Here is a 20,075-nt window from a genome sequence, read left to right as displayed (position 1 = left end):
AAAGGCCTGGGATGGAAAAGCCCTTCCGTTACTCAGCCTCCGGCTGCTCCTCCGAGGCGGAACGCTTCCTCAGTGGCTCCCCCACCATGCGGCCCAGCCACCCCAGGGTGAAGAGGAACAGCAGCGTCGCCCCCGTCGCCAGGACGTACAGGTGCAGGCCACACGCCACGCCGACGCCCGCCGTGGCAAGCAGGCCCGCGGCCGTGGTGAGCCCCTTGGCGCCCTCGCCTCGGCGGTCGGAGAAGATGGCGCCCGCACCCAGGAAGCTCACGCCGCTGACGACCGCGCCGAGCACACCCACGAGGTCGAAGCGGACCTGCGGGGCGTCGTCCGAAAAGCGCAGGATGAGCGTGTCGGCCAGCACGACGAATAGCGCCGCACTCACGCCCACGAGGATATGGGTCCTGAGGCCCGCGCTGCGGTTGCGCTGCTCCCGCTCCCAGCCGATCAGGCCGCTGAGGACGAAGGCGGCCAGCAGGCCCTGCATCAGCCGCAGTTCCATCCAGAAGGTCTCCACAGGGGCAGCGTAGGTTGGGCCGGGGCAGAAGCCTTTGCCTGTTTCTTCAGCCGATTGTCATGGGAATGTCAGGTCCCTGGGCAGCTCAGTCCACGTACATGGGTTCGAGGGGGAAAATCCGGTCGGCCAGGTGTGCCAGCGCGTGGCTCCCGGCCCGTTTCTGACAGGCCTCGGTGCCCAGGCATAGCGTCACGTAGCGGGTGCGCCGCGCGCCGACCACGACGCGGTAGAGGGCGGCCTCGGAGCGCGAGCGGGTGTAGTGGCACAGGTCGCAGTGCAAGGCGTTGCGGCCCTTGGGGTCCAGCGGGGTGAATTCGGCGAGCTGGTCACCGTGGACCAGGGCCAGCCGACCATCGGCGACGGGATACAGCCCCAGCGTGAGGGGGCCATCTGCGCCGCTTTCACCAAAAAGTTCCCGGTAGGACTCCGGGAACAGTTCCCGCAGCACGTCGCGGGCGCTGTGGTTCTTGGGGCGGGAATCACTCATGGGGCGAGTGTACCGGGGGGGCGGTGAGGGGGAAGGTGGGACAGCTCGCAGCCGCCCGTTCCTTCTTGCTGAGTACTCCCTTCAACCGTGCCCCTCGGCCCCCTCTCCCAAATCCACGCGCCCTAAACTGTTCCGGTGAGGTCACGCAGCGCCAACCGCAGCGGCATCGTGATCCGGCGGCGCGTGACGCCTGCCGGGGACATCATCGTCACGCTGCTGACCCCGCAGGGCAAGGTCAAGGCGATTGCGCGCGGCGGCGTACGTGGGGCGCTGGCGAGCCGACTCAACCTCTTTCACCACGTCGGCGTGCAGGTGTACCAGACGCCGCAGGCCGACCTGGCAACGGTGCAGCAGGCCGTGCTGGAGGGGGCGCTGCCCAGGTTGGCCGAGCCCGGGCGCTACGCCTTCGCGCACCTGATGGCCGAACTCGCCGACGCGCTCTTCCAGGAGGGCGAATTCAGCGAGCAGGCGTTCGAGTTGTTCGCTGGGGCGCTGCGCGGCATTTCCCACCAGCCGGACCCGGATTGGGTGGCCCTGGTGATGAGTTACAAGCTGCTCGGCCTGGCGGGCTTCGTGCTCCAGACGGCCCGCTGTGCCCGCTGCGGCGCCCCCGACCCGGCCTACCCCGACCCCCTGGGCGGTCAACTGCTGTGCGGCAACTGCTCCAGCCTGCCCGCCTACCCGGAAGCCAGCCTCGACTTCCTGCAAAACGTGGTGCGCCGCTCCGTCCGCATGAGCATGGAGATGCCGGTCTCCGCCGCCGAGCGGCCCGCGCTGTGGAAGGCGCTGGAGCGGTTTGTCACGGTGCAGGTGGGGAATGTGCAGAGTTGGCGGCAACTCGTGCCGCAGACAGTGACTGTCGCGGGCTGAAGGGCGCGGGGCTACCTCCCCGGAAGGTTGGCCTTACCCTTTGCGGTGCTTCTCGATAAAGTCGATCACCTGTTGCCGCGTCCCCCCCAGGAACGTCAGCGGCCGGGCCAGAGCGGCGACGATGGTGATGTGGTTCAGGCGCGGCAGCACCGTGCGGGTGACCGGAGCTCCGGCCCTTTTCAGCGCCGCCTCCATGTTCAGCGCGTTCTGGGGATAGACCGTCGTGTCGTTCGCCGCGACGAGGAGGAGATGTGGGGGTGCGTCCCGGCGCACGTGGCGGTCGGGCATGACCTGGTCGGGCGTGCTGCCCTCGGGAAAGGCGACCCGGCTGGGGAGGTCCCGGAAATCGTAGGAGTACGGCCCGGCGATGCCGATCACGCCGCGCACCGCCGAGATGGGTACGCCCGCCTCGCGCAGCCAGCGTTCGTTGTCCACGGCCTCAACCGCGTTGAACCCGCCCGCCGAGTGCCCGACCACGAAGAGGTCGTCCGGGTTGCCGCCGAAGGTCTTGGCGCGGTCACGCAGCCATTTCAGGGCGGCGGCCGCGTCCTGCACATAGGTCGGGTAGCGGTTTTGCGGCGCCAGGCGGTAGTTCATCACGCCCGTCACGTACCCGGCCCGCGCCAGGCTGTCGCCCACGAAGCGGTAGATCGCCTTGTCACCGCCCTGCCACGACCCGCCGTGGACGAACAGCACGACGGGGGCGTTCCGCGCGTTCGGTGGCGCGTATACGTCGAGGACGTTGCGGGTATCGGGGCCGTACCGCTGATCCGTGACCACCTTCAGGCCCCGGGTGTTCACCGCGCGGTTCAGCAGATTCTCGGCGCTCCCCGCCGAGCAGGCCGCCAGCGAGACGCCCAGGGCCAGCACGCCCAGCACGGGGAGAACCCGGCGAAAGGAGAAACGGGACATGGGCGCAGGCTAGCGGCCCCCTGACGCGCGCCGACGTGCAAGTCCTACACTCCGGCTTGAGGAGACCTTGACGTGAGGGGGTGACGGGGAAGCGGGAGAAACCCGCGGGAAGACGCACACTCCCCGCCTTCCGCCCCGCGCTAGCCTGCGGCGATGCGGGTTCCCACGGATGTGCTGGTGGTGGGCGGCGGCCCGGCCGGGGTGGCCCTCGCGGCGGAACTGGCCGGGAATGGGCTGCGCGTGCGCCTGGTCGCCCCCCACCCGCCCCGACCCTTTCCGCCCACCTACGGGGCCTGGCAGGACGAACTGCCCGGGTGGACGCTCGGCTATCTCGCCGAAGTCTGGACGGACGTGCGGGTCTACACGGGTCAGGAACCCATCCCGCTGTTGCGGCCCTACGCGCTGCTCGACAATGCCCGGCTGCTCGGCGCCCTGCTCGTCCGCGCGGGGGAGGGGCTGACCTGGACTGTCGGTACGGTGCGGGGCGCCGAACAGGTGGGGGAGGGCTGGGAGATTCACGGGACGGGCGGTGAAATCTGGCGGGCACACGTTGTCGTGGATGCGGGTGGACATGCGGGCAGTCTCATCCGGCCCTGTCATATCGGCGGCGCGGCCCTCCAGACGGCCTTTGGGCTCGTCGCGCACTTCGACCGCCCCCCCGCTCCGCCCGGCGGCATGGTCTGGATGGACTACCGCTCGCCCCACCTGTCCGCTCACGAGGTGCGGGAGGCCCCGACCTTCCTGTACGCGATGCACCTGGGAGGCTCCCGTTATCTGGTGGAGGAGACGAGCTTGATCGCCCGCCCGGGTCTGCCCCGTGCCCTGCTGGAACGGCGCCTCTACGCCCGCCTCGCCGCGCTGGGAACACCACCCCGGGAGGTCGAGGCCGAGGAGTGGGTCGCCTTTCCCATGAATGCCGCCGCTCCCTGTCCCGGCCCGCTGCTGGCGTTCGGGTCGGCGGCGGGCCTGGTCCACCCGGTCAGCGGGTTTCAGGTGGCGGGGGCTTTGCAAGACGCGCCGGTCATCGCACGGAAGATGGCTCAGGCCCTCGCCCACCAGGGTCCTGCCGCCGCCGTCCGGGTCGGATGGGAGGCTCTGTGGCCCCCCGAACGCCGCGCCGCCCGCGAGGTCGCCCTCCTCGGGGTGGACGCGCTGCTGGGGATGCCCGGCGAGCAGCTCCCCACCTTTTTCAAGGCGTTCTTCCGGTTGCCTGCGCGGGAGTGGCACGCTTTCCTGGCACACCGAACGGACGCAGGGACCCTGGCGCGGACCATGCTGCGCGTGTTCGCCGGGGCACCGAATTCCGTCCGCCTCCCCCTCGCCCGCGCTGCCCTCGAACACGTGGGACCCAGCGGAAGGGCACTGCTCGCCGCCGCCCGTGACTCCGGCCCATCGGGAAGCCCCGAATAAAGGCTGCCTCGCCCCGCCCACATCCCCCATCCCCGGCGAAGGGGCACCCTCAGACATGACCGACCGACAAGCGGACGACCAGGCCGTGCCGACCGAGCAGGACATGCACATCGACCCCAGCGCCCTGAACAACGACGACCGCACCCCGCTCGAAGAACTGCGCGCCGTGCTGGTGGACACCGCCCACGACGAGGAGGAGCGGTTGGAGGAGGCCGAGGAGGGGCAGTAGGCGGGCCTGTTCGTCCCCCCGCCCCGGACACCCGCGGGGCCCGCTTGCCTATACTGATTTCATGTCCCTGCTTGACATGATCGGCCCTGTGATGATCGGGCCGAGCAGCAGCCACACGGCGGGCGCCTGCCGCTTGGGCCTGGTCGCCCACCACCTGCTCGGCGAGGCGCCGAGGCGGGCGGTGATCGGCCTGCACGCCTCCTTCGCCAAGACGGGGAGGGGGCACGGCACGCACCTCGCCCTGGTGGCGGGCCTGCTGGGCTTTTCTCCCGACGACCCCCGCCTGCCCCACGCCTTCGAGGAAGCGGAGGCCGCGGGCCTGAAGGTTGAGTTCCGCGACGTGGACCTGGGGGACGTTCACCCCAACACGGCCCATATCGAGCTGCACGGAGACACGCAAGCCGTGACTGTCCAGGGCAGCTCCACGGGCGGCGGCGTGATCCTGGTCACACATGTGCAGGGCCTGGGCGTGAACTTCAGCGGGGCGAGCCCCACCGTGCTGCTGCGCTACACCGACGCGGTGGGGATGATCGCGCGCATCGCCTCCACCATCGCCGCCGACGGCGTGAACATCGCCACCCTGACCTGCACCCGGGAGAACCGGGGGGGGCAGGCCCTGCTCGCGGTCGAACTGGACGCGCCGCTCAGCCCGCAGGCCCTCGCCTTCCTGGGGCACTGGCCCGACACGAACTGGGTGCGGATGCTGCCCAAGCTGATGGACGGCTGAGGACCGGGAGAGAACCCATGACGACCCTGCAAGACCTGATGAATGCTCCCGCCCCCGCCTCCGCGTGGGTGCTCGCGCAGGACTGCGCCGAGACGGGGCTGGACCCCCAGGACATCCGCGCCGAGATGCTTCGCCGCATCCGCGAGATGCGCGCCTCCATCGAGCGCGGCCTGAAAACCGACGCGAAGAGCATCACCGGCATGGTGGGCTGGAACGCCAAGGGGCTGTGGGAGGCGCCCGACGTGCTGGGCGCGCCCCTGATCAAGCGCGTGCAGGCCTACGCGATGGCCGTGAACGAGGAGAACGCCCGCATGGGCCGCATCGTCGCCGCCCCGACGGCGGGGAGCGCGGGCACCATCCCCGGCGCCCTCATCGGTGTAGCCGACCACCTGGGCCTGCCCGACGAGCGGCTGGTGGACCCCATGATCCTCGCGGCGGGGGTGGGCAAGGCGATTAGCAAGCGCATGTTCATCTCCGGCGCGGCGGGCGGCTGTCAGGCCGAGATCGGCTCCAGCGCCGCGATGGCCGCCGCCGCCGTGACCGAACTCCTCGGTGGCACGCCCCGCGCCTGCGTCCACGCCGCGTCCCTCGCCCTGATGAACACCATCGGCCTGGTGTGCGATCCGGTAGGCGGCTACGTGGAAGTGCCCTGCGTGAGCCGCAACGCCTTTTTCGCCGTTCACGCCGTCAGCGCCGCGCAGCTCGCCCTCGCCCAGCTCGAGTCCTTCATCCCCCCCGATGAGGTCGTGACCGCGATGGCGCAGGTGGGTCGCCTGATGCCCGCCGAACTCCGCGAGACAGCGGAGGGTGGCCTGGCGCAGACGCCGACGGGCCTGGCGGTGACGGCGCGCATGGAGGGCCGCGAGGACGCGGGCGGGATGATCGAGCTGCCGATGGTGTGAGGAGGAAACCCCTCACCCCAGCCTCTGCAAGCAGCTCTGCGAATCCCCTTAAGGGAGAGGGCTTTTTGACCCCTCTACCGCGGGGAGAGGGGCGCTGCTGAGAGGTCTTTACGGCACGCCCCGGTACATCTCGTCCAGAGTCAACGAGCGGCCCAGACGGGGAATCTCCACCCGGCCCTTCCCACGATGCTCACGCATGGGCCAACCCTCTGCACCACGCTGAATACTCCATAACGTACCGCTCGTCCTGCGACACGATCAGGCACGTCTGGAGGGTGGGAATCGCCGTGTAGACGGCGTGCTTATGGCGGCGGTCATGGTGTGCCGTGCTGCTGGAGAGAACCTCGACCGGCAGGCAGGGTGAGGTCTCGAAGTAGCGGCCCGGCTGCTCTCCGCCGCATCTGCCACATTCGCTGTCTGCGGACTGTCCACCGGGTTTCTTCGACCCACTCCCGATCCTCCACGCTCGCCGCCTCGTTCTCCATCGCCTGCCGCCACTCATCGGGTCTCACGTCAGCACCCCTTTCGACGTACGAGCCGTTCCCCGCTCCGACCCTTCCCGCGCCAGCCTCAACCCCTCCGGGGTCAGCGTGTACACGTGGCGGGGCGGCTTACCCGGATGCGGCGAGTCCTCCCACCCCGCATCCAGGTATCCCTGCGCGTGCAGGCGCTGGAGGATGGGGTAGAGGGTCCCGCTTTTCAGCTCCGTCGCCTTGCTCAGGTCATAGCCGTAGCTGGGGCAGGGATGGGCGGCGAGGAGCGCTCGCAGGACGGCGCGGGTGTGGGGGCTGGCATTGGGGGAACGGGCCATGCAACATTTCTACATATGTAGAGTTTGAAGTCAAGGGGAAGGAGTGGCCTCCCCTCTTACGCTGGAACGCTTAGTCCCAGTGCTTCCCGCAACTCGGCATGAGTCCGCAGGATGTGGGCCGCTCCCGCCGACCGCAGTGCCGCCTCCCCGTCCGGGTGGATATGGCCGCCCGCCAGCAGGCCCCAGACGGTCGCCCCGGCCGCCACGCCCGCCGTCACCCCGGTCACGCTGTCCTCAACGACGAGGCAGCGGGTGGGGGAGATGCCCAGGGCCGCCGCCGCGTGCGTGTACAGGTCGGGAAAGGGCTTGCCGCGCCCGCCGACATGAGCCGGGTCGAACGCGCGGTCCCCGACCAGCCCGGCCAGGCCCGCCGCCTCCAACTTCATGTGCAGCCGTGAGCGCAGGCTGTTGCTCGCCACTGCGAAGGGAATTCCGGCGGCCGTGAGAGCCTGGAGGGTCTGCGCCGCTCCCTCGATGGCCGGAGTCGCGGTGAAGGCCCGGGCCAGCCGGGCGTCGAGTTCGGGCAGGAAGGTGTCGGGCCGCTGCCAGCCGTGGTCTGCGCGCAGCCAGTCGAAGAGGGCGGCGTGGGTGCTGCCCACCGCCCGGGCCATGAATGCCGTGCGGTCCATCTGGAGCCCATGCTCGCCCAGCAACTCGACCCAGACGGAGTTCGCCAGCAGCTCGCTGTCCACCAGCACGCCGTCAAGGTCGAAGAGGACGGCGTCAAAAGGATGAGCGGTCATTGAGTATCGCTCTCCGGCCCGTTCTCCCACCCGGCCAGGATGTGGACGTGGGTGTGGAAGACCATCTGCCCGCCGCCGGGGCCGCAGTTCACGAGCAGGCGATAATCCTGGGCGTGCTGGCGGGCGACCTTCACGGCGGTCAGCCACAGCTCGCCCATCTCAGCGGGGTCGGTGATCTCGTCCACCCGGGCCGTGACCTTTTTGGGAATCACGAGGAGGTGAATGGGTGCCTTGGGGGCGATGTCGCGGATGGCGATGTAGCGGTCGTCCTCGTACACCACGTCTGCGGGGATCTCGCGGGCGATGATGCGCTCAAACAGGGTGGGGGTGGCGTTGTCCATGCCTTCACTCTAAGGATTCCCGGGACGCCGGGCGGGCACACTCGGGGTATGCGACTTCCCACACGTCTGATCCTGGCGGCCGGACTCGGGGCAATTGCGGCCCGGAACGTCCTGAAATCCCCCTATGACCTCGGTGGCAAGAGCGTGCTCATCACGGGGTCGCGCGGCCTGGGCCTGGCCCTCGCCCGCGAGTTTTCAGCTCGGGGGGCGCGGCTGATGCTCGTGGCACGGGACGAGGATGAGCTGGCCCGGGCCGCGGCGAGCCTGCGGGCCTCGGGGGCCACCATCCACACCATCAGCGGTGACCTGACGGATCAGGCGGACATCGAGCGCATCGTCGAGGAGGCGGCGCGGGTGTATGGCGGTCTCGACGTGCTCGTGAACAACGCGGGCCTGATTCAGGTGGGGCCACTGGAGAACATGACGGAGGCCGACTTCCGCGAGATCATGGAGATCAACGCCTTCGCGCCCCTGCGCCTCACCCGCGCCGCCCTGCCGCTGCTGCGCGCCCGCCGGGGCCGGGTGCTGATCGTCTCGTCCATCGGGGGCAAGGTGGCGGTGCCGCACCTGGCGCCCTACTCCATGAGCAAGTTCGCGGTGACCGGGCTGGGTCAGGCCCTGCGTGCCGAACTCGCCCGCGAGGGGGTGGGCGTGACCACCGTCTGCCCCTGGCTGATGCAGACGGGCAGCGCCCGCCACGCTTCAGTCAAGGGCCAGCAGGCCAAGGAATACGCCCTTTTCGCCACGATGGACAACCTCCCCCTCCTCTCGCTGGACGCGGAGACGGCGGCCCGGCGGATGGTGACCGCCCTGGTGCGCGGCGAGGCGGAGGTGATGGTGGGCGGCCTGGCCCTGCTGCTGCGTTACGCGCAGGCCCTGGCCCCGGGCCTCACCGCCGACCTGCTCGCCCTGGGGAACCGCCTCCTCCCTGGCCCCACCACGAGCAGCGGGAGCCTGAAGGGCGCCGAGGTGGAGACGCCCGTCACCCGCAACAACCCCCTCAAGCGGGCGGCGGAGCAGGCGTACAACGAGGGGTGAACGGCCCGGGGGAGGGTCAGCTGCCCGGATCAACCGCGCGGGCACCCACGGCCGCCAGCTCGAAGCGCAGGATGTAGCACCGTTCCCCCGGCGTCACCCGGGCCAGGTAGCGAGCCAGCAGCTCGCCGAGGTCCCGCTCCAGCGCCCGCGTGTCCTTGAAGCGCAGCGCCAGCGTCTGCCAGGTCAGCGCCGGGGGCTCCTCGTGCTCGCTCCAACCTTTCCCCGAGGCCGTCATCGGCACGATGCGGATTGCGGTGCCCTGGATACCCCAGGGGTCGTCCGCGCGCTCGGTGCGGGGCGCGTCCAGGCGTCCGTCAGGCCCGCCAGCCAGCGGTCCCGACACGAACAGGGTAGGCGGGCCTGCCAGGAGGGAACCTCGCGGCCCCGGCGGGCTGCGCCAGTCCCAGCGCGCGGAGCTGCCGCACCCGGCGGCTCATGGCATACACCGGCCAGTCCAGGTGCCGCGCCGCCTGAGAGATGCTGCGGGGCTCATCCATGAACGGCACCAGTGCGCGGTTGACCCGCTCGTCCAGCACGAAGCGCGCGGCGCGTTCGTCCCGCACCGCCGCGGCACTCGCAAGTCCAGGGAGAACGGCGACCGACATGATCCCGACCGAACATCTGTCAGGAGGTCTGCCATGCGAATTCTGTTGTGGACGGTGCCGGTGACGGATCAGGAGCGGGCCCGGGCGTTGTACACCGGCGCCCTCGGGCTGCGGGTGCGGGAGGATGCCCCCTGGGGCGAGGGGATGCGCTGGCTGGAGGTGGGAGGCTCCGACGGGGAGCCGGGCCTGGTGCTCGCCACCTGGTTTCCCCCGCTCCCCGGGGGCTTCGCGCTGGGCGCTGAGTACGGACGACGTGCGCGCGGACGAGACGCGGCTCCGGGCGGAGGGTGTGCGGGTCGAGGGCGGCGTCTTCGCCGGGCCGGGCGGCAGCTTTCTCAGGGTGCGCGACCCGGACGGCAACGCCTGGTTCCTGCACCAGAGCGGGGAGGACGCCGGATGAGGACCCGTTACTCCCACCACCACCCGTCGAACGGAGTGACCGGCAGCGCCCGCTTGTGCCGGGTGGCGAGGTACAACGCCTCGATCCGCCTGGCCGCTTCCTCTGCGACTTCCCGGCCCTCCAGGTAGGCGTCAATCTGCCCGTAGGTCACGCCCAGCGCCGCCTCGTCGGGGAGTCCGGGACGGTTGTCTTCCAGGTCGGCGGTCGGCACCTTGCGCCAGGTGGACTCCGGGGCACCGAGGTTCTGGAGGAGCTGCGCGCCCTGCCGCTTGGTCAGCCCCGTCAGCGGGGTCAGGTCCACACCGCCGTCCCCGTATTTGGTGAAAAAGCCGGTCACCGCCTCCGCCGCGTGGTCGGTCCCCACCACGAGCAGGTTCTCCTGCCCGGCAAGGGCGTACTGGGCGACCATCCGCTCGCGCGCCTTGATGTTGCCGCGCACGAAGTCGCGCAGGGAGTCGTGGGGTCCGGCCTCGACATCCGGCGCATTGTGCAGCCGGGTCCCGAGGGCCTGCGCCGCCGCTTGGGCACTCGCGTCCGCTGCCGCCTTGATGTTCACGGTCACCGTCCGGTCGGGGTGGATAAAGGCCAGGGCCGTCTGGGCGTCGGCCTCGTCGGCCTGCACGCCGTAGGGGAGGCGCACGGCCATGAAAGTGGCGTCGCCCCCTTCCGCCTGCACCCGTTCCGCCGCAAGCTGGCATAGCCGCCCGGCCAGGGTGCTGTCCTGCCCCCCGCTGATGCCGAGAACAAAGCCTTTGGCCGGGGTGCGGCGCAGGTACTCGGCCAGGAAGGTCACGCGGCGCTCGGCCTCGGCGGCGGGGTCGATCTCGGGCTGGACGTGGAGGTCGCGTCGGATCTGATCGCGGAGGGGGGGCATGGGGGAAGTATTTCACGGGGTGTGGTGGGGGTTTGGGAGGGGCAGGGCATCTTGCTTCCCACCCCTGTCCCCTCTCAGGTTCCTCCTCCCCCGCGCCGCCCCTCACGTACACTCGCGGGGCTATGACTGCGATACCATGGGCGGCTGTTCCACTCGACGACGTGATTGATCGGCTGGGGCTGGGTCCCTTCCAGTGGCGGCTGCTGGCCATCTGCGGCCTGACCTGGGCGGCGGACGCGATGGAGGTTCTGCTGATGGGCTTCGCGCTCCCGGGGATCAGCGCTGCTTTTGGGCTGGCGCGGGGCGCGGCGGACGCGACGCTGCTGCTCACGGCCACCTTCGCGGGAATGCTGGTGGGCGCCCTGTTCTGGGGCTGGCTGGCCGACCGGATCGGGCGGCGGGCGGTGTTTCTCACGACGGTGAGCCTGGGGGTGGTGTTCGGACTGCTCGGCGCCTTTGCGCCCACCGTCGGGCTCCTCCTGGCCGCGCGGTTCCTGACGGGCTTCGCCATCGGGGGCACCCTGCCGGTGGACTACGCGATGATGGCCGAGTTCGTGCCGACCGCGTGGCGGGGGCGTTTCCTGGTGTACCTGGAGAGCTTCTGGGCACTGGGGACGGTGGCGGTGGCCGCGCTGGCGTGGTGGCTCAGTACGGTCTTCGAGCCCGCTGAAGCCTGGCGCTGGCTGCTGGGCCTGACCGCGCTGCCGGGGGTAATCGGCCTGATCGCCCGCTTCGGGATTCCCGACTCGCCTCGGTCACTGCTCGCGCGCGGGCAGGACGGTGCGGCGCGCTCGGCCCTCACGCGGGTCGCGCGGGCGAATGGGACTACGCTGCCCGACGCGCCCCTCCTCGCCCCTCCTCCCGCCCCCCGGGTCACCCCCGCTGCCCTCTTCGCGGGGATGCTGCGCCGCCGCACCGTCCTGCTCGCCCTGGTGTGGTTCGGCCTGAGCCTGGGGTACTACGGCATCTTCTCGTGGCTGCCGTCATACCTGCGGGCGCAGGGGCTGGAACTGGGGGCGGTGTACCGCACCTCGCTGCTGCTGGCGCTCGCGCAGATTCCGGGGTACGTGCTCGCGGCGTACCTGGTCGAGAAGGTGGGGCGCCGGGCCACCCTGGTCGGCTACCTCTCCGTCTCGGCGCTGGGAGCGTACCTCTTCCTGCTGGCGGGGACGCCGAATGCCGTGCTGGTCACCTCCGCGCTGCTGTCGTTCGCGCTGCTGGGGGCGTGGGGGGCGCTGTACGCCTACACGCCGGAGCTGTTCCCCACGCCGTTGCGGACGACCGGGATGGGCTTCGTGAGCGGCATGGCCCGCCTCGCCAGCGTCCTGTCACCCAGCGTGGGGGCGCTGCTCCTCACCGGGCGGCTGGGCGTGGCCCTCACCCTCTTCGCCGGCTGCTTCGTGGTGGCGGCCCTCTGTGGCTGGGCCATCGGGGTCGAAACCCGCGGGCGGAAGCTGCCCGAGGCGATTGTGCCGGAGAATGGGGCGTGACCATTTCTTCCCCCCTCTTCACCGACCTCTACCAGCTCACGATGATGCAGGGCTACCACGCGCACGGCCTGCACCGGGAGGAGGCGGTCTTCGACCTGTATTTCCGCAAGCCGCCCTTTCACGGGGGTTTCGCGGTCTGGGCGGGGCTGGAACCGGCCCTCGACCTGCTGGAGGGGCTGCATTTCTCCGGGGACGACCTCGCCTACCTGGACTCGCTGAGCCTCTTCAGGGCGGACTTCCTGGACGCGCTGCGCGGCTGGAGGTTCCGGGGCCAGGTGACGGCCTTCCGTGAGGGGAGCGTCGTCTTTCCCCACGAGCCGCTGCTGACCGTCAGGGCGCCGCTGTGGGAGGCGCAACTCGTCGAGACGGCGCTGCTGAACGTGCTGAACTTCCAGACGCTGGTGGCGACGAAGGCGGCCCGTTGCGTCCTGGCCGCCGAGGCGAGCCCATATGGCGGGCAGATCGTCGAGTTCGGGGCGCGGCGCGCTCAAGGTCCGGATGGGGCGGTCAGCGCGGCGCGGGCTGCCTTCGTGGGTGGTGCGGTCGGCACGAGCAACGTGGAGGCGGGGCGGCAGTATGGCCTGCCCCTCACCGGCACGCACGCGCACGCCTGGGTGGAGAGTTTCCCGAACGAGCTGACCGCCTTCCGCGCCTACGCGGCCCTCTACCCGGATGCGACCACGCTGCTGCTCGACACGGTGGACACGCTGCGGAGCGGGCTGCCCAACGCGCTGACGGTGGCGCGGGAACTGCGGGCGGCGGGGCATGAGCTGCGCGGCGTGCGGCTCGACAGCGGCGACCTCGCGTACCTCTCGTGCCGCATCCGCGCGGCCCTTGACGAGGCGGGCTTCCCGGACGTGAAGATCGTGGCGAGCAACGACCTGTCCGAATCCGTCATCGCCTCCGTGATCGCCGAGGGCGGGCGGGTGGACGTGTACGGGGTGGGCACCCAGCTCGCCACGGCGGGCGGCGAGGGGGGTGGGGCTCTCGGTGGCGTCTTCAAGCTCGCGCAGCTTGGCGGCGTGCCCAAGATGAAACTGACGGGCGACCCCGCCAAGTCCAGCCTGCCCGGCGAGAAGCGCGTGTGGCGGGCGGCGGACGGGGACGGCGCCTTCGCGCTCGACGTGCTGACGCTGGGGGAGACGCCCCGCGCGGGCCAGCAGGTCAGCGACCCGACCAACCCGCTGCGGTCCTCCCGGCTGCCCGGCGGCCTGACCTGGACGGACGCGCGGGAGGTGGTGCTGGAGGGTGGGCGGCGTACCGGACCTGCGGAGACGTTGCCAGATGCTCAGGCCCGCGCCCGCACCGACCTTGCGCGGCTTCCGGCGGGCACCCGGCGTCCCCTCAATCCGCACCTCTACCGGGTGGGGCTGGGCGAGGACGTGGCCGCGCTGCGCGACCGGATCGCGGGTGAGTTGCGGGCGCATATGGGCGTATGAGTGGGTTCGCCGCCGTCTATGTGGGCCGTTTCCAGCCACTCCACGTGGCGCATGTCGGGACGGTGCTGCACGCCCTGGACCATGCGCCCCGGGTTCTCGTGCTGCTGGGGAGCGCGAACCTGGCCCGCTCGGTGCGGAATCCGTTCGGCGCCTCAGAACGTGCCGCGATGTTCAGGGCAGCCCTGCATGACGTTGGAGTGGAACGGGGCCGGGTCACCTTCCGCCCCCTCCCCGACCGGTTCGACGCGGAGGCTTGGGCGGCGGACGTGCGAGAGGCGGCCCGCGAGGTGTTCGGGGAGAACAGCCCAGTCTCCCTCGTCGGCTTCGAGAAGGATGCGAGCACGAGCTACCTGCGCTGGTTTCCCGTCTGGGAGCGTCTGGTCGCGCCCCACCGGCCCGGCCTGAATGCCACCGATCTGCGCGCGGCGTTCCTGACCGGGCTACCTCTACCGGAGGGGGTGCCCGAGCCCGTCCGCGCCTTCCTCGCCCGCTTTGCCCTCACGCCTGCCTTCGTCCGCTTGCAGGCCGAGTGGGCGGCGGTGGAAGCCGCCCGGGCGGGCCTCCCGCCCGCTGCCCACCTGCACGAGGAACGCTGGCTGCATGTGCAGGCGGAACACGTATGGCTCCACACCCGGACGGAGGTGATTGGGCGCGGGCTGTGGGAGTTACCCGGACGTGTCCTGCCTCCCGGGGAACAGCCTGCCCTTCCTGCCGACGCCGTCTTCGATCACCCGGCCCGCGCACTCGTCACGCCCACCGCTGCCCACGTGACGCTGGGCCCGCCTCCCGCCAGCTTTCCCGCCCGCCCGGTGCCTCTCGTCCGCGCGCTCGCCCGGCCGCGCCGCTTCCACGAGGATCATCACGTCATCCTCACCCGGTTGCTGCCGGGGAGCTGACCCGGACGCCCGCCAGAACGAGGAATAAATGGGCCGTGAGCACTGGTCGCCCCTTCACCGAAGATTGAGCAAAGAGTTGCAATCGGGTCTCGTTATGTTTTAAACTAAATAAGTCGGGGAGATTTAGCACTGCCTAAGCTCGCCCGCCCCGCCTGACCATCAGAACGCGCCGCTTCCACCTCTGGGGTTCCCATGAGGAGGGTCACTGCTGTCCTGTTCATTTTCCAAGGCGGTGTTGTCTGACCTACGGGTTTTGAGTTTCCGACCGCCCAGCCCCTCACGCTCTCCACCCGGGGGAGGCCCCTATGACAGAGGAATTCGCCCCGACCACCGGACCACGTCGCCGACGATCCAAAGGGCCCAGTAGGGGGAATGAGATGAAGAACCGGCCGTCTGAAGACAGGTATTGCCCGGACAGGGCGGAGTGGCCCCCCGTTGACGCGCGTGACGAGGTTCGGGGCGGGTTGGGGAACGCCGGAGGCACGGCGAATGGAGGAGCGGGAGATGACGGACGGCCAGAAGGTTTCAGCGCAGGAGAGCGATTTTCCACCCGGACTGTCTCAACCCGCTCGGCGGGCGCTCGGTGCCGCGGGATTTACCTCCCTTGAGGGGTTGAGCGGGGTTCACGCAGCCGACCTCCTGCGGCTTCACGGGATGGGGCCGAAAGCTGTAGGACAGCTCCGCAGCGCCCTCGCCGCGAGAGGGCTCTCGCTGGCGGACGAGGACGGCGGGAACTCCCCGAGCAGGTGATGTCAGGCAACTCCTGGCAGGAAAGAGGTTCAAGCGTGACGTTCCCCGCACAGCCCAACCCCCTGGCCCCCCACGACCGCGCCGTCATCGCCATCCTGCTCGTCGCCACCTTCGTGGTCATCCTGAACGAGACGATCATGAATGTCGCCCTGCCCCGGCTGATGGCCGAGCTGCGGGTGGACGCCCCCACCGTGCAGTGGCTCTCCACCGCCTTCATGCTGACGATGGCGGTGGTCATCCCCGTCACCGGGTTCCTGCTCCAACGCCTGAGTACACGGCGCGTGTTCTTCGCCGCCATGATCCTCTTCAGCGCCGGGACGCTGCTGGCGGGCCTTGCGCCGGGCTTCACCGTATTGCTGCTGGCGCGCGTCGTCCAGGCGTCGGGCACGGCGATCATGCTGCCGCTGCTGATGACGACTGTCCTCACCCTTGTGCCGCCCGAGCGTCGGGGGGCCGTGATGGGTAACATCAGCATCGTGATCTCGGTCGCCCCGGCGATTGGGCCGACCCTCTCGGGCCTGATCCTGCAGGCGCTGTCCTGGCGCTTCCTGTTCCTGTTCGTGCTCCCCATCGCGCTGGCGGTGCTGGCCTACGGGGCACGGGCGCTGGTGAACATCGGTGAGCCGCGGCGCCTGACCCTCGACGTTCTCTCCGTGCCGCTCTCCGCGCTGGGCCTCGGCGGGGTCGTCTACGCCCTGAGCCGCGTCGGCGAGACTCCGGCGGGGTTGGGGAGTCCGGCGGTCAGCCTTCCGCTGCTGGGGGGAGGCCTTAGCCTCGTGCTGTTCACCTGGCGGCAACTCTCGTTGCAACGGCGGGAGGCTCCTTTGCTGGACCTCCGGGCCTTCCGCGCGCCGCAGTTCACCCTGGCCGCCTTGCTGATGATGGTCGCCATGCTGGCCCTGTTCGGCGGCGCGATCCTGCTGCCCCTCTACCTCCAGAACATCCGCGGCCTGAACGCGCTCCAGACCGGGCTGCTGCTCCTGCCGGGCGGCCTGGTGATGGGGTTGCTGGCGCCCACCGTCGGGAGGCTCTTCGACCGGCACGGCCCGGCCTGGCTGGCCCCTCCCGGCGCGGCGCTGCTGACCTTCACGCTGTGGCAACTGGGCGGCATTACCGCCGATACCCCCGTCTGGACGCTGCTGACCCTGCACCTCGTGCTCAGTGTGGGCCTGGCCCTGCTCTTCACCCCCGTGTTCACCAGCGGCCTCGGCGCCCTGCCCATGCACCTCTACTCGCACGGCAGCGCGATCCTCAGCACGCTGCAACAGGTGGCGGGGGCTGCGGGAACCGCCCTCCTGGTCACAGTGATGACGGGCCGCGCGGCTGGGCTGCTGCGGGAGGGTACGGCTCCCCTGCCCGCGCAGACGGCGGGTTTGCAGGCCGCGTTCCTGGTGGGGGCGGGCATCGCCGTTCTCGCGGTCATCCTCGCCCTGTTCCTGCGTCGTCCCGCCCACGGACCGGAAGAGGTCCCGTCCCACGCCGAAGGTGAGGCCCCCGCCGCCCTCCCCACGCCCTGAACTCGCAACGGGCAGACGGGCCGTCCCAGAGGTGGGGCGGCCTTTTTCGTCTCACGGGTGGGAAAGCCTTCCCCCGTTACTCCCCCATCGGCCGATGATCCAAACGTTCCCCCGCCGCATAGAGCCGGATGAACTGGTCAGAACGCGGAAACGCGCTGACCTTCACTGGAGGACCCTATGAGCCACGACCAGACCACGCCCGCCCCCCAGACCCCCGAAGCCCAGACCCTCGACCGCCGCGCCGCGCTGGGTGCCCTCGGCAAGTTCGGCCTGGGGGTCGCCGCCTTCGGCCTCACCGGGACCTCGGCGCTCGCCGCGCCCGCCAAGAACATTGACGCGGACGTGCTGAACTTCGCGCTGAACCTGGAGTACCTGGAGGCGGCCTTCTACCTCGCCGCCGTGGGCCGGGTGAACGAGTTGCGCGCCATCGGGGGCGGGGCGGAGATTCGCCTGCCCGCGGGCCTCGACCGCATGAGCGGGATGCAGTTCAAGGACTCGAACGTGCAGGCGCTGGCCCGCGACATCGCGGAAGACGAGCTGGCGCACGTGAAGTTCCTGCACGGGGCACTGGGCAAGGCCGCCGCGCCGCGCCCGGTCCTCGACCTCTCGGGGGCCTTCGACGCGGCCGGGCGGGCCGCCAGCGGCGGGGCGATCAAGGGCTTCAACCCCTACGCGAATGACCTCTTTTTCCTGCACGGGGCCTTTATCTTCGAGGACGTGGGCGTCACCGCGTACAACGGCGCGGTCACCCTGATCACCAACCCCGCCTACCTCCAGGCGGCGGCGGGCATCCTGGCCGTCGAGGCGTACCACGGCGGGGCGATCCGCTCCATGCTCTACCAGCAGCGGCAGATCAGCGCCGCGGCCGGACTGTACGTCGGGCAGGTCGTGCAGGCCATCAGCAACCTGCGCGGCAAGGTCGGCGGCGGCAAGGACATGGGGCTGACGGACGCGGCGGGGAACGCCGCGATTGCCCCGGCCGACAAGAACGGGGTCGCCTTCCCCCGCAGCACGCGCGAGGTGCTGAACATCGTTTACCTTGCCCCGGGCGCGCACAAGGGCGGCTTCTACCCGAACGGGCTGAACGGCACCATCAAGTAAGCGTCAGCAGGAAAGGGGCCGTTCCGCTATGGCGCGGCCCTTCTCAGTTTCTCGGAAAGGGGGAGAGGAGGGCCTGGACGCCCTGCATGGGGGTCAGCGTTCCAGCCAGCACCTCCGCCCGCAGTTCCCGCAGCCTCCCCGGGTCCACCCCCGCCTGAAAGGCCCGCCATGCCGCCTCACGCAGTAACTCGTCGAACCACACGGCGGTCTGGGTCCGGCGTCTGGCTGGAACGTCCACGACCTGCCGGTACTGGCCGACCGCCTCCCAGACTTCTGGAATGCCTGCCCCCGTCAGTGCCGAGGCTTGTAGCGCGCGGGGACGCCAGGGGGCACCCTTTGGCGTCAGGAGTTTCAGGGCCGCCGTCAGTTCGGTCTGCGCTCGGGTCGCCGCCGCCTTGTCGGTATCCGCCTTGTTCACCACGCACAGGTCGGCGAGTTCCATGATCCCCCGCTTGATGCCCTGAAGCTCGTCCCCGGCGTTCGGCAGCGTCAGCAGCAGGAAAAGGTCGGTCATGGCCGCCACCTGCGTTTCCGACTGGCCCACACCGACCGTCTCGACCAGGATCACGTTGTACCCCGCCGCCTCGCAGAGGGTGATCGTTTCGCGGGTGCGCCGGGCCACCCCTCCGAGCGTGCCCCCGCTGGGGCTGGGCCGGATAAAGGCGTTGGGGTGAACCGTCAGCCGGGGCATCCGCGTCTTGTCCCCCATGATCGAGCCGCCCGTGCGCGCACTGCTGGGGTCCACGGCGAGGACGGCGACCCGGTGTCCGGCCTCGGCCAGATACATCCCCAGCGCCTCGATAAAGGTGCTCTTGCCGACGCCCGGCACGCCCGTCAAACCCACCCGGACGGAGTGGCCCGCGTGCGGCAGAACCCCGGCGAGCAGCGCCTGGGCCTGCGCCTCGTGGTTGGGACGGGTGCTCTCGGTCAGGGTGATCGCGCGGGCCAGGGCGCGGCGATTGCCGGTGAGGAGTGGGGCCGCGAGGGGATGGGCGGGCTCGGCGGTCACGCCCCGCAGGGTAGCAGGCGGGTCAGCAGCGCACGTTGTCGGGAGCGGCGCGCAGGTACGCCCGCAGGGGTGTCCCCATCCCCGGCGCCCGGAACCCCGTCTCCTTCACCGACCGCCCCCGAGCGTCGAAAGTTCCGCGCACGTCCAGCACCCGCCCCGCGAAGCCCGTCTGCCGCACCGTCATTCCGGTCAGCCTCCCGCTTCGGTCATAGCTCTGGGTGACCCTCAGTATGTTGTCGGGGAAGCGGTGGCCGTGTTCGAGGAAGCGCACCCGGCCCTGATCGTCGAGCTGGTAGCGCACGCCGCCTTGAACACAGAGACGAAATCCCGCCACCACGGGTGGGGACGAGGCGGGCTTGAAGGCAGGGACAGGCGGCAGCTTGCCCGCGTGTGCGCCGGAAAGAACCCAAAGCAACAAGACGGAGAGCAGGCGAACCACACCCCGAGTACGCCTGCCTCCCCGCCCCGGTTCCGATCTCAGGCCGGGCAGCGGCCGAGGCGCAGTGAGTTGGCGCTCAGACCCCCCAGATAGCGCAGGTCGGCGGTATAGCCAGGTCGGCGCGTGCCCGCCTCGTAGAGCCTGATTCCCCGCGCGTCGTATTCCGTGGTGAGGTTGTACAGCAGCCCCGAAAAGCCCGAGGCGCTGCCCGACGCCAGGCGCAGGCGGCCCGCCGCGTCGTAGTAGCCGGTGAAGCTGACCGAGTTGTCGGGCTGCTGCCGGTTGTAGCGCACGACTCGTGGTGTGCCCCGCGAGTCCACCAGCACCGTCAGCAAGGGACGACCCGAGCGGTCGAGGCAGGTCGAGGACACCGGCACGGACCTCAGCGCCCCGCTGCGCTCCAGCAGCCGCACCTGCGCCGTCTCCCGCGCGACCTCCACCCGGGCTTCCTGAAGGGCCCCGGCCTGCGCGCTCGTCTGCGCGAGGGCGGGGGCGGCGAGCAGCAGGGGGGCGAGGGCCGCGGCCACGGTTCGTGGGTTCATGATTCCTTGTACCCAGTCGATGTGAG

At 70.4% G+C, this 20,075-nt stretch carries 25 protein-coding genes; 12 read left to right on the top strand and 13 right to left on the bottom strand.

All coding sequences use genetic code 11. The annotated features are described in order from the left end of the window. Positions 1 to 28: 28 nt before the first annotated feature. On the bottom strand, positions 29 to 517 hold the full coding sequence (locus tag F784_RS0102220; protein ID WP_026332202.1) for an MgtC/SapB family protein: 489 nt from the start codon (positions 515 to 517) through the stop codon (positions 29 to 31). Positions 518 to 602: 85 nt separating this feature from the next. Beyond that, a complete protein-coding gene (locus tag F784_RS0102215) occupies positions 603 to 1,004 on the bottom strand; it encodes a hypothetical protein (protein ID WP_026332201.1) in 402 nt (133 codons plus the stop codon). Between the two features lie 135 nt (positions 1,005 to 1,139). Here F784_RS0102215 and recO point away from each other — a divergent pair, with 135 nt between their 5' ends. Further along, positions 1,140 to 1,874: a DNA repair protein RecO gene (recO, locus tag F784_RS0102210; RefSeq protein ID WP_026332200.1), complete on the top strand. Its 735-nt coding sequence runs from the start codon at positions 1,140 to 1,142 to the stop codon at positions 1,872 to 1,874. 33 nt (positions 1,875 to 1,907) lie between these two features. Here the strand turns inward: recO and F784_RS0102205 are convergent, their stop codons facing one another. After that, positions 1,908 to 2,786: an alpha/beta hydrolase gene (locus tag F784_RS0102205; protein ID WP_019585058.1), complete on the bottom strand. Its 879-nt coding sequence runs from the start codon at positions 2,784 to 2,786 to the stop codon at positions 1,908 to 1,910. A 153-nt stretch (positions 2,787 to 2,939) separates the two neighbouring features. On the opposite strand from F784_RS0102205, the gene F784_RS0102200 reads away from it, so the two are divergent. The 4 genes from F784_RS0102200 to sdaAA all read left to right on the top strand — a co-directional run bounded on the left by F784_RS0102200 (position 2,940) and on the right by sdaAA (position 6,054). Next, a complete protein-coding gene (locus tag F784_RS0102200; protein ID WP_019585057.1) occupies positions 2,940 to 4,196 on the top strand; it encodes a lycopene cyclase family protein in 1,257 nt (418 codons plus the stop codon). Positions 4,197 to 4,251: 55 nt separating this feature from the next. Further along, complete coding sequence (locus F784_RS25860; RefSeq protein WP_019585056.1) at positions 4,252 to 4,425, top strand: hypothetical protein; 174 nt, start codon at positions 4,252 to 4,254, stop codon at positions 4,423 to 4,425. 61 nt (positions 4,426 to 4,486) lie between these two features. After that, entirely contained in the window at positions 4,487 to 5,152 is a 666-nt protein-coding gene (gene sdaAB, locus F784_RS0102190) for an L-serine ammonia-lyase, iron-sulfur-dependent subunit beta (protein WP_019585055.1), read from the top strand. Positions 5,153 to 5,169: 17 nt separating this feature from the next. Then, positions 5,170 to 6,054, top strand: a complete 885-nt coding sequence (sdaAA, locus tag F784_RS0102185; RefSeq protein WP_019585054.1) for an L-serine ammonia-lyase, iron-sulfur-dependent, subunit alpha — start codon at positions 5,170 to 5,172, stop codon at positions 6,052 to 6,054. 190 nt (positions 6,055 to 6,244) lie between these two features. Here sdaAA and F784_RS25080 read toward each other — a convergent pair whose 3' ends face one another. The 4 genes from F784_RS25080 to F784_RS0102170 are packed head-to-tail and all read right to left on the bottom strand — an operon-like array spanning position 6,245 to position 7,949. Then, on the bottom strand, positions 6,245 to 6,556 hold the full coding sequence (locus F784_RS25080; protein ID WP_245557742.1) for a Uma2 family endonuclease: 312 nt from the start codon (positions 6,554 to 6,556) through the stop codon (positions 6,245 to 6,247). 6 nt (positions 6,557 to 6,562) lie between these two features. After that, on the bottom strand, positions 6,563 to 6,865 hold the full coding sequence (locus tag F784_RS0102180; RefSeq protein ID WP_019585053.1) for a PadR family transcriptional regulator: 303 nt from the start codon (positions 6,863 to 6,865) through the stop codon (positions 6,563 to 6,565). A 56-nt stretch (positions 6,866 to 6,921) separates the two neighbouring features. After that, positions 6,922 to 7,608, bottom strand: coding sequence for an HAD family hydrolase (locus tag F784_RS0102175; protein WP_019585052.1), 687 nt, complete (start codon positions 7,606 to 7,608; stop codon positions 6,922 to 6,924). Continuing rightward, a complete protein-coding gene (locus F784_RS0102170) occupies positions 7,605 to 7,949 on the bottom strand; it encodes a histidine triad nucleotide-binding protein (RefSeq protein WP_019585051.1) in 345 nt (114 codons plus the stop codon). The genes F784_RS0102175 and F784_RS0102170 overlap by 4 nt, the downstream gene beginning before the upstream one ends. A gap of 48 nt (positions 7,950 to 7,997) precedes the next feature. Between F784_RS0102170 and F784_RS0102165 the strand changes: the two genes are divergently transcribed. After that, complete coding sequence (locus F784_RS0102165; RefSeq protein WP_019585050.1) at positions 7,998 to 8,987, top strand: SDR family NAD(P)-dependent oxidoreductase; 990 nt, start codon at positions 7,998 to 8,000, stop codon at positions 8,985 to 8,987. 16 nt (positions 8,988 to 9,003) lie between these two features. Here F784_RS0102165 and F784_RS0102160 read toward each other — a convergent pair whose 3' ends face one another. Continuing rightward, a complete protein-coding gene (locus F784_RS0102160) occupies positions 9,004 to 9,330 on the bottom strand; it encodes a hypothetical protein (protein ID WP_019585049.1) in 327 nt (108 codons plus the stop codon). Then, positions 9,302 to 9,592 carry a hypothetical protein gene (locus tag F784_RS0102155; protein ID WP_157464938.1) on the bottom strand — a complete coding sequence of 97 codons (291 nt, stop codon included), beginning with the start codon at positions 9,590 to 9,592 and terminating at the stop codon, positions 9,302 to 9,304. Before F784_RS0102155 ends, F784_RS0102160 begins: the two co-directional genes overlap by 29 nt. Before the next feature lie 124 nt (positions 9,593 to 9,716). Here F784_RS0102155 and F784_RS27680 point away from each other — a divergent pair, with 124 nt between their 5' ends. Beyond that, entirely contained in the window at positions 9,717 to 9,992 is a 276-nt protein-coding gene (locus tag F784_RS27680; RefSeq protein WP_342662474.1) for a VOC family protein, read from the top strand. Between the two features lie 7 nt (positions 9,993 to 9,999). On the opposite strand, the gene nadE is transcribed toward F784_RS27680, so the two are convergent. Beyond that, positions 10,000 to 10,866 (bottom strand): ammonia-dependent NAD(+) synthetase, encoded by an 867-nt coding sequence (gene nadE / locus F784_RS0102145; RefSeq protein WP_019585046.1) that lies wholly within the window; start codon positions 10,864 to 10,866, stop codon positions 10,000 to 10,002. Between the two features lie 122 nt (positions 10,867 to 10,988). Between nadE and F784_RS0102140 the strand changes: the two genes are divergently transcribed. From F784_RS0102140 to F784_RS0102115, 5 genes are all read left to right on the top strand, one after another. Further along, a complete protein-coding gene (locus tag F784_RS0102140) occupies positions 10,989 to 12,356 on the top strand; it encodes an MFS transporter (RefSeq protein ID WP_026332199.1) in 1,368 nt (455 codons plus the stop codon). After that, positions 12,353 to 13,795 carry a nicotinate phosphoribosyltransferase gene (locus tag F784_RS0102135; protein ID WP_019585044.1) on the top strand — a complete coding sequence of 481 codons (1,443 nt, stop codon included), beginning with the start codon at positions 12,353 to 12,355 and terminating at the stop codon, positions 13,793 to 13,795. The genes F784_RS0102140 and F784_RS0102135 overlap by 4 nt, the downstream gene beginning before the upstream one ends. Further along, positions 13,792 to 14,691 (top strand): adenylyltransferase/cytidyltransferase family protein, encoded by a 900-nt coding sequence (locus F784_RS0102130; RefSeq protein ID WP_019585043.1) that lies wholly within the window; start codon positions 13,792 to 13,794, stop codon positions 14,689 to 14,691. The genes F784_RS0102135 and F784_RS0102130 overlap by 4 nt, the downstream gene beginning before the upstream one ends. A 785-nt stretch (positions 14,692 to 15,476) precedes the next feature. After that, positions 15,477 to 16,958, top strand: a complete 1,482-nt coding sequence (locus F784_RS0102120) for an MDR family MFS transporter (RefSeq protein ID WP_019585041.1) — start codon at positions 15,477 to 15,479, stop codon at positions 16,956 to 16,958. Between the two features lie 177 nt (positions 16,959 to 17,135). Next, positions 17,136 to 18,059 (top strand): ferritin-like domain-containing protein, encoded by a 924-nt coding sequence (locus F784_RS0102115; protein ID WP_019585040.1) that lies wholly within the window; start codon positions 17,136 to 17,138, stop codon positions 18,057 to 18,059. A 43-nt stretch (positions 18,060 to 18,102) separates the two neighbouring features. On the opposite strand, the gene meaB is transcribed toward F784_RS0102115, so the two are convergent. From meaB to F784_RS0102100, 3 genes are all read right to left on the bottom strand, one after another. Then, a complete protein-coding gene (gene meaB / locus F784_RS0102110; RefSeq protein ID WP_019585039.1) occupies positions 18,103 to 19,068 on the bottom strand; it encodes a methylmalonyl Co-A mutase-associated GTPase MeaB in 966 nt (321 codons plus the stop codon). A gap of 22 nt (positions 19,069 to 19,090) precedes the next feature. Next, positions 19,091 to 19,369 carry a hypothetical protein gene (locus F784_RS0102105; RefSeq protein ID WP_019585038.1) on the bottom strand — a complete coding sequence of 93 codons (279 nt, stop codon included), beginning with the start codon at positions 19,367 to 19,369 and terminating at the stop codon, positions 19,091 to 19,093. Between the two features lie 176 nt (positions 19,370 to 19,545). Continuing rightward, the gene (locus F784_RS0102100) at positions 19,546 to 20,049 is read right to left on the bottom strand and encodes a hypothetical protein (protein ID WP_019585037.1); all 504 of its coding nucleotides are present in this window, start codon (positions 20,047 to 20,049) and stop codon (positions 19,546 to 19,548) included. Positions 20,050 to 20,075: the final 26 nt, after the last annotated feature.

Source organism: Deinococcus apachensis DSM 19763 (genome assembly GCF_000381345.1).
Taxonomy (GTDB): Bacteria; Deinococcota; Deinococci; order Deinococcales; family Deinococcaceae; genus Deinococcus; species Deinococcus apachensis.
The sequence above is the reverse complement of the archived record's forward strand: the minus strand, read 5'-3'. Positions and strand labels throughout refer to the sequence as shown.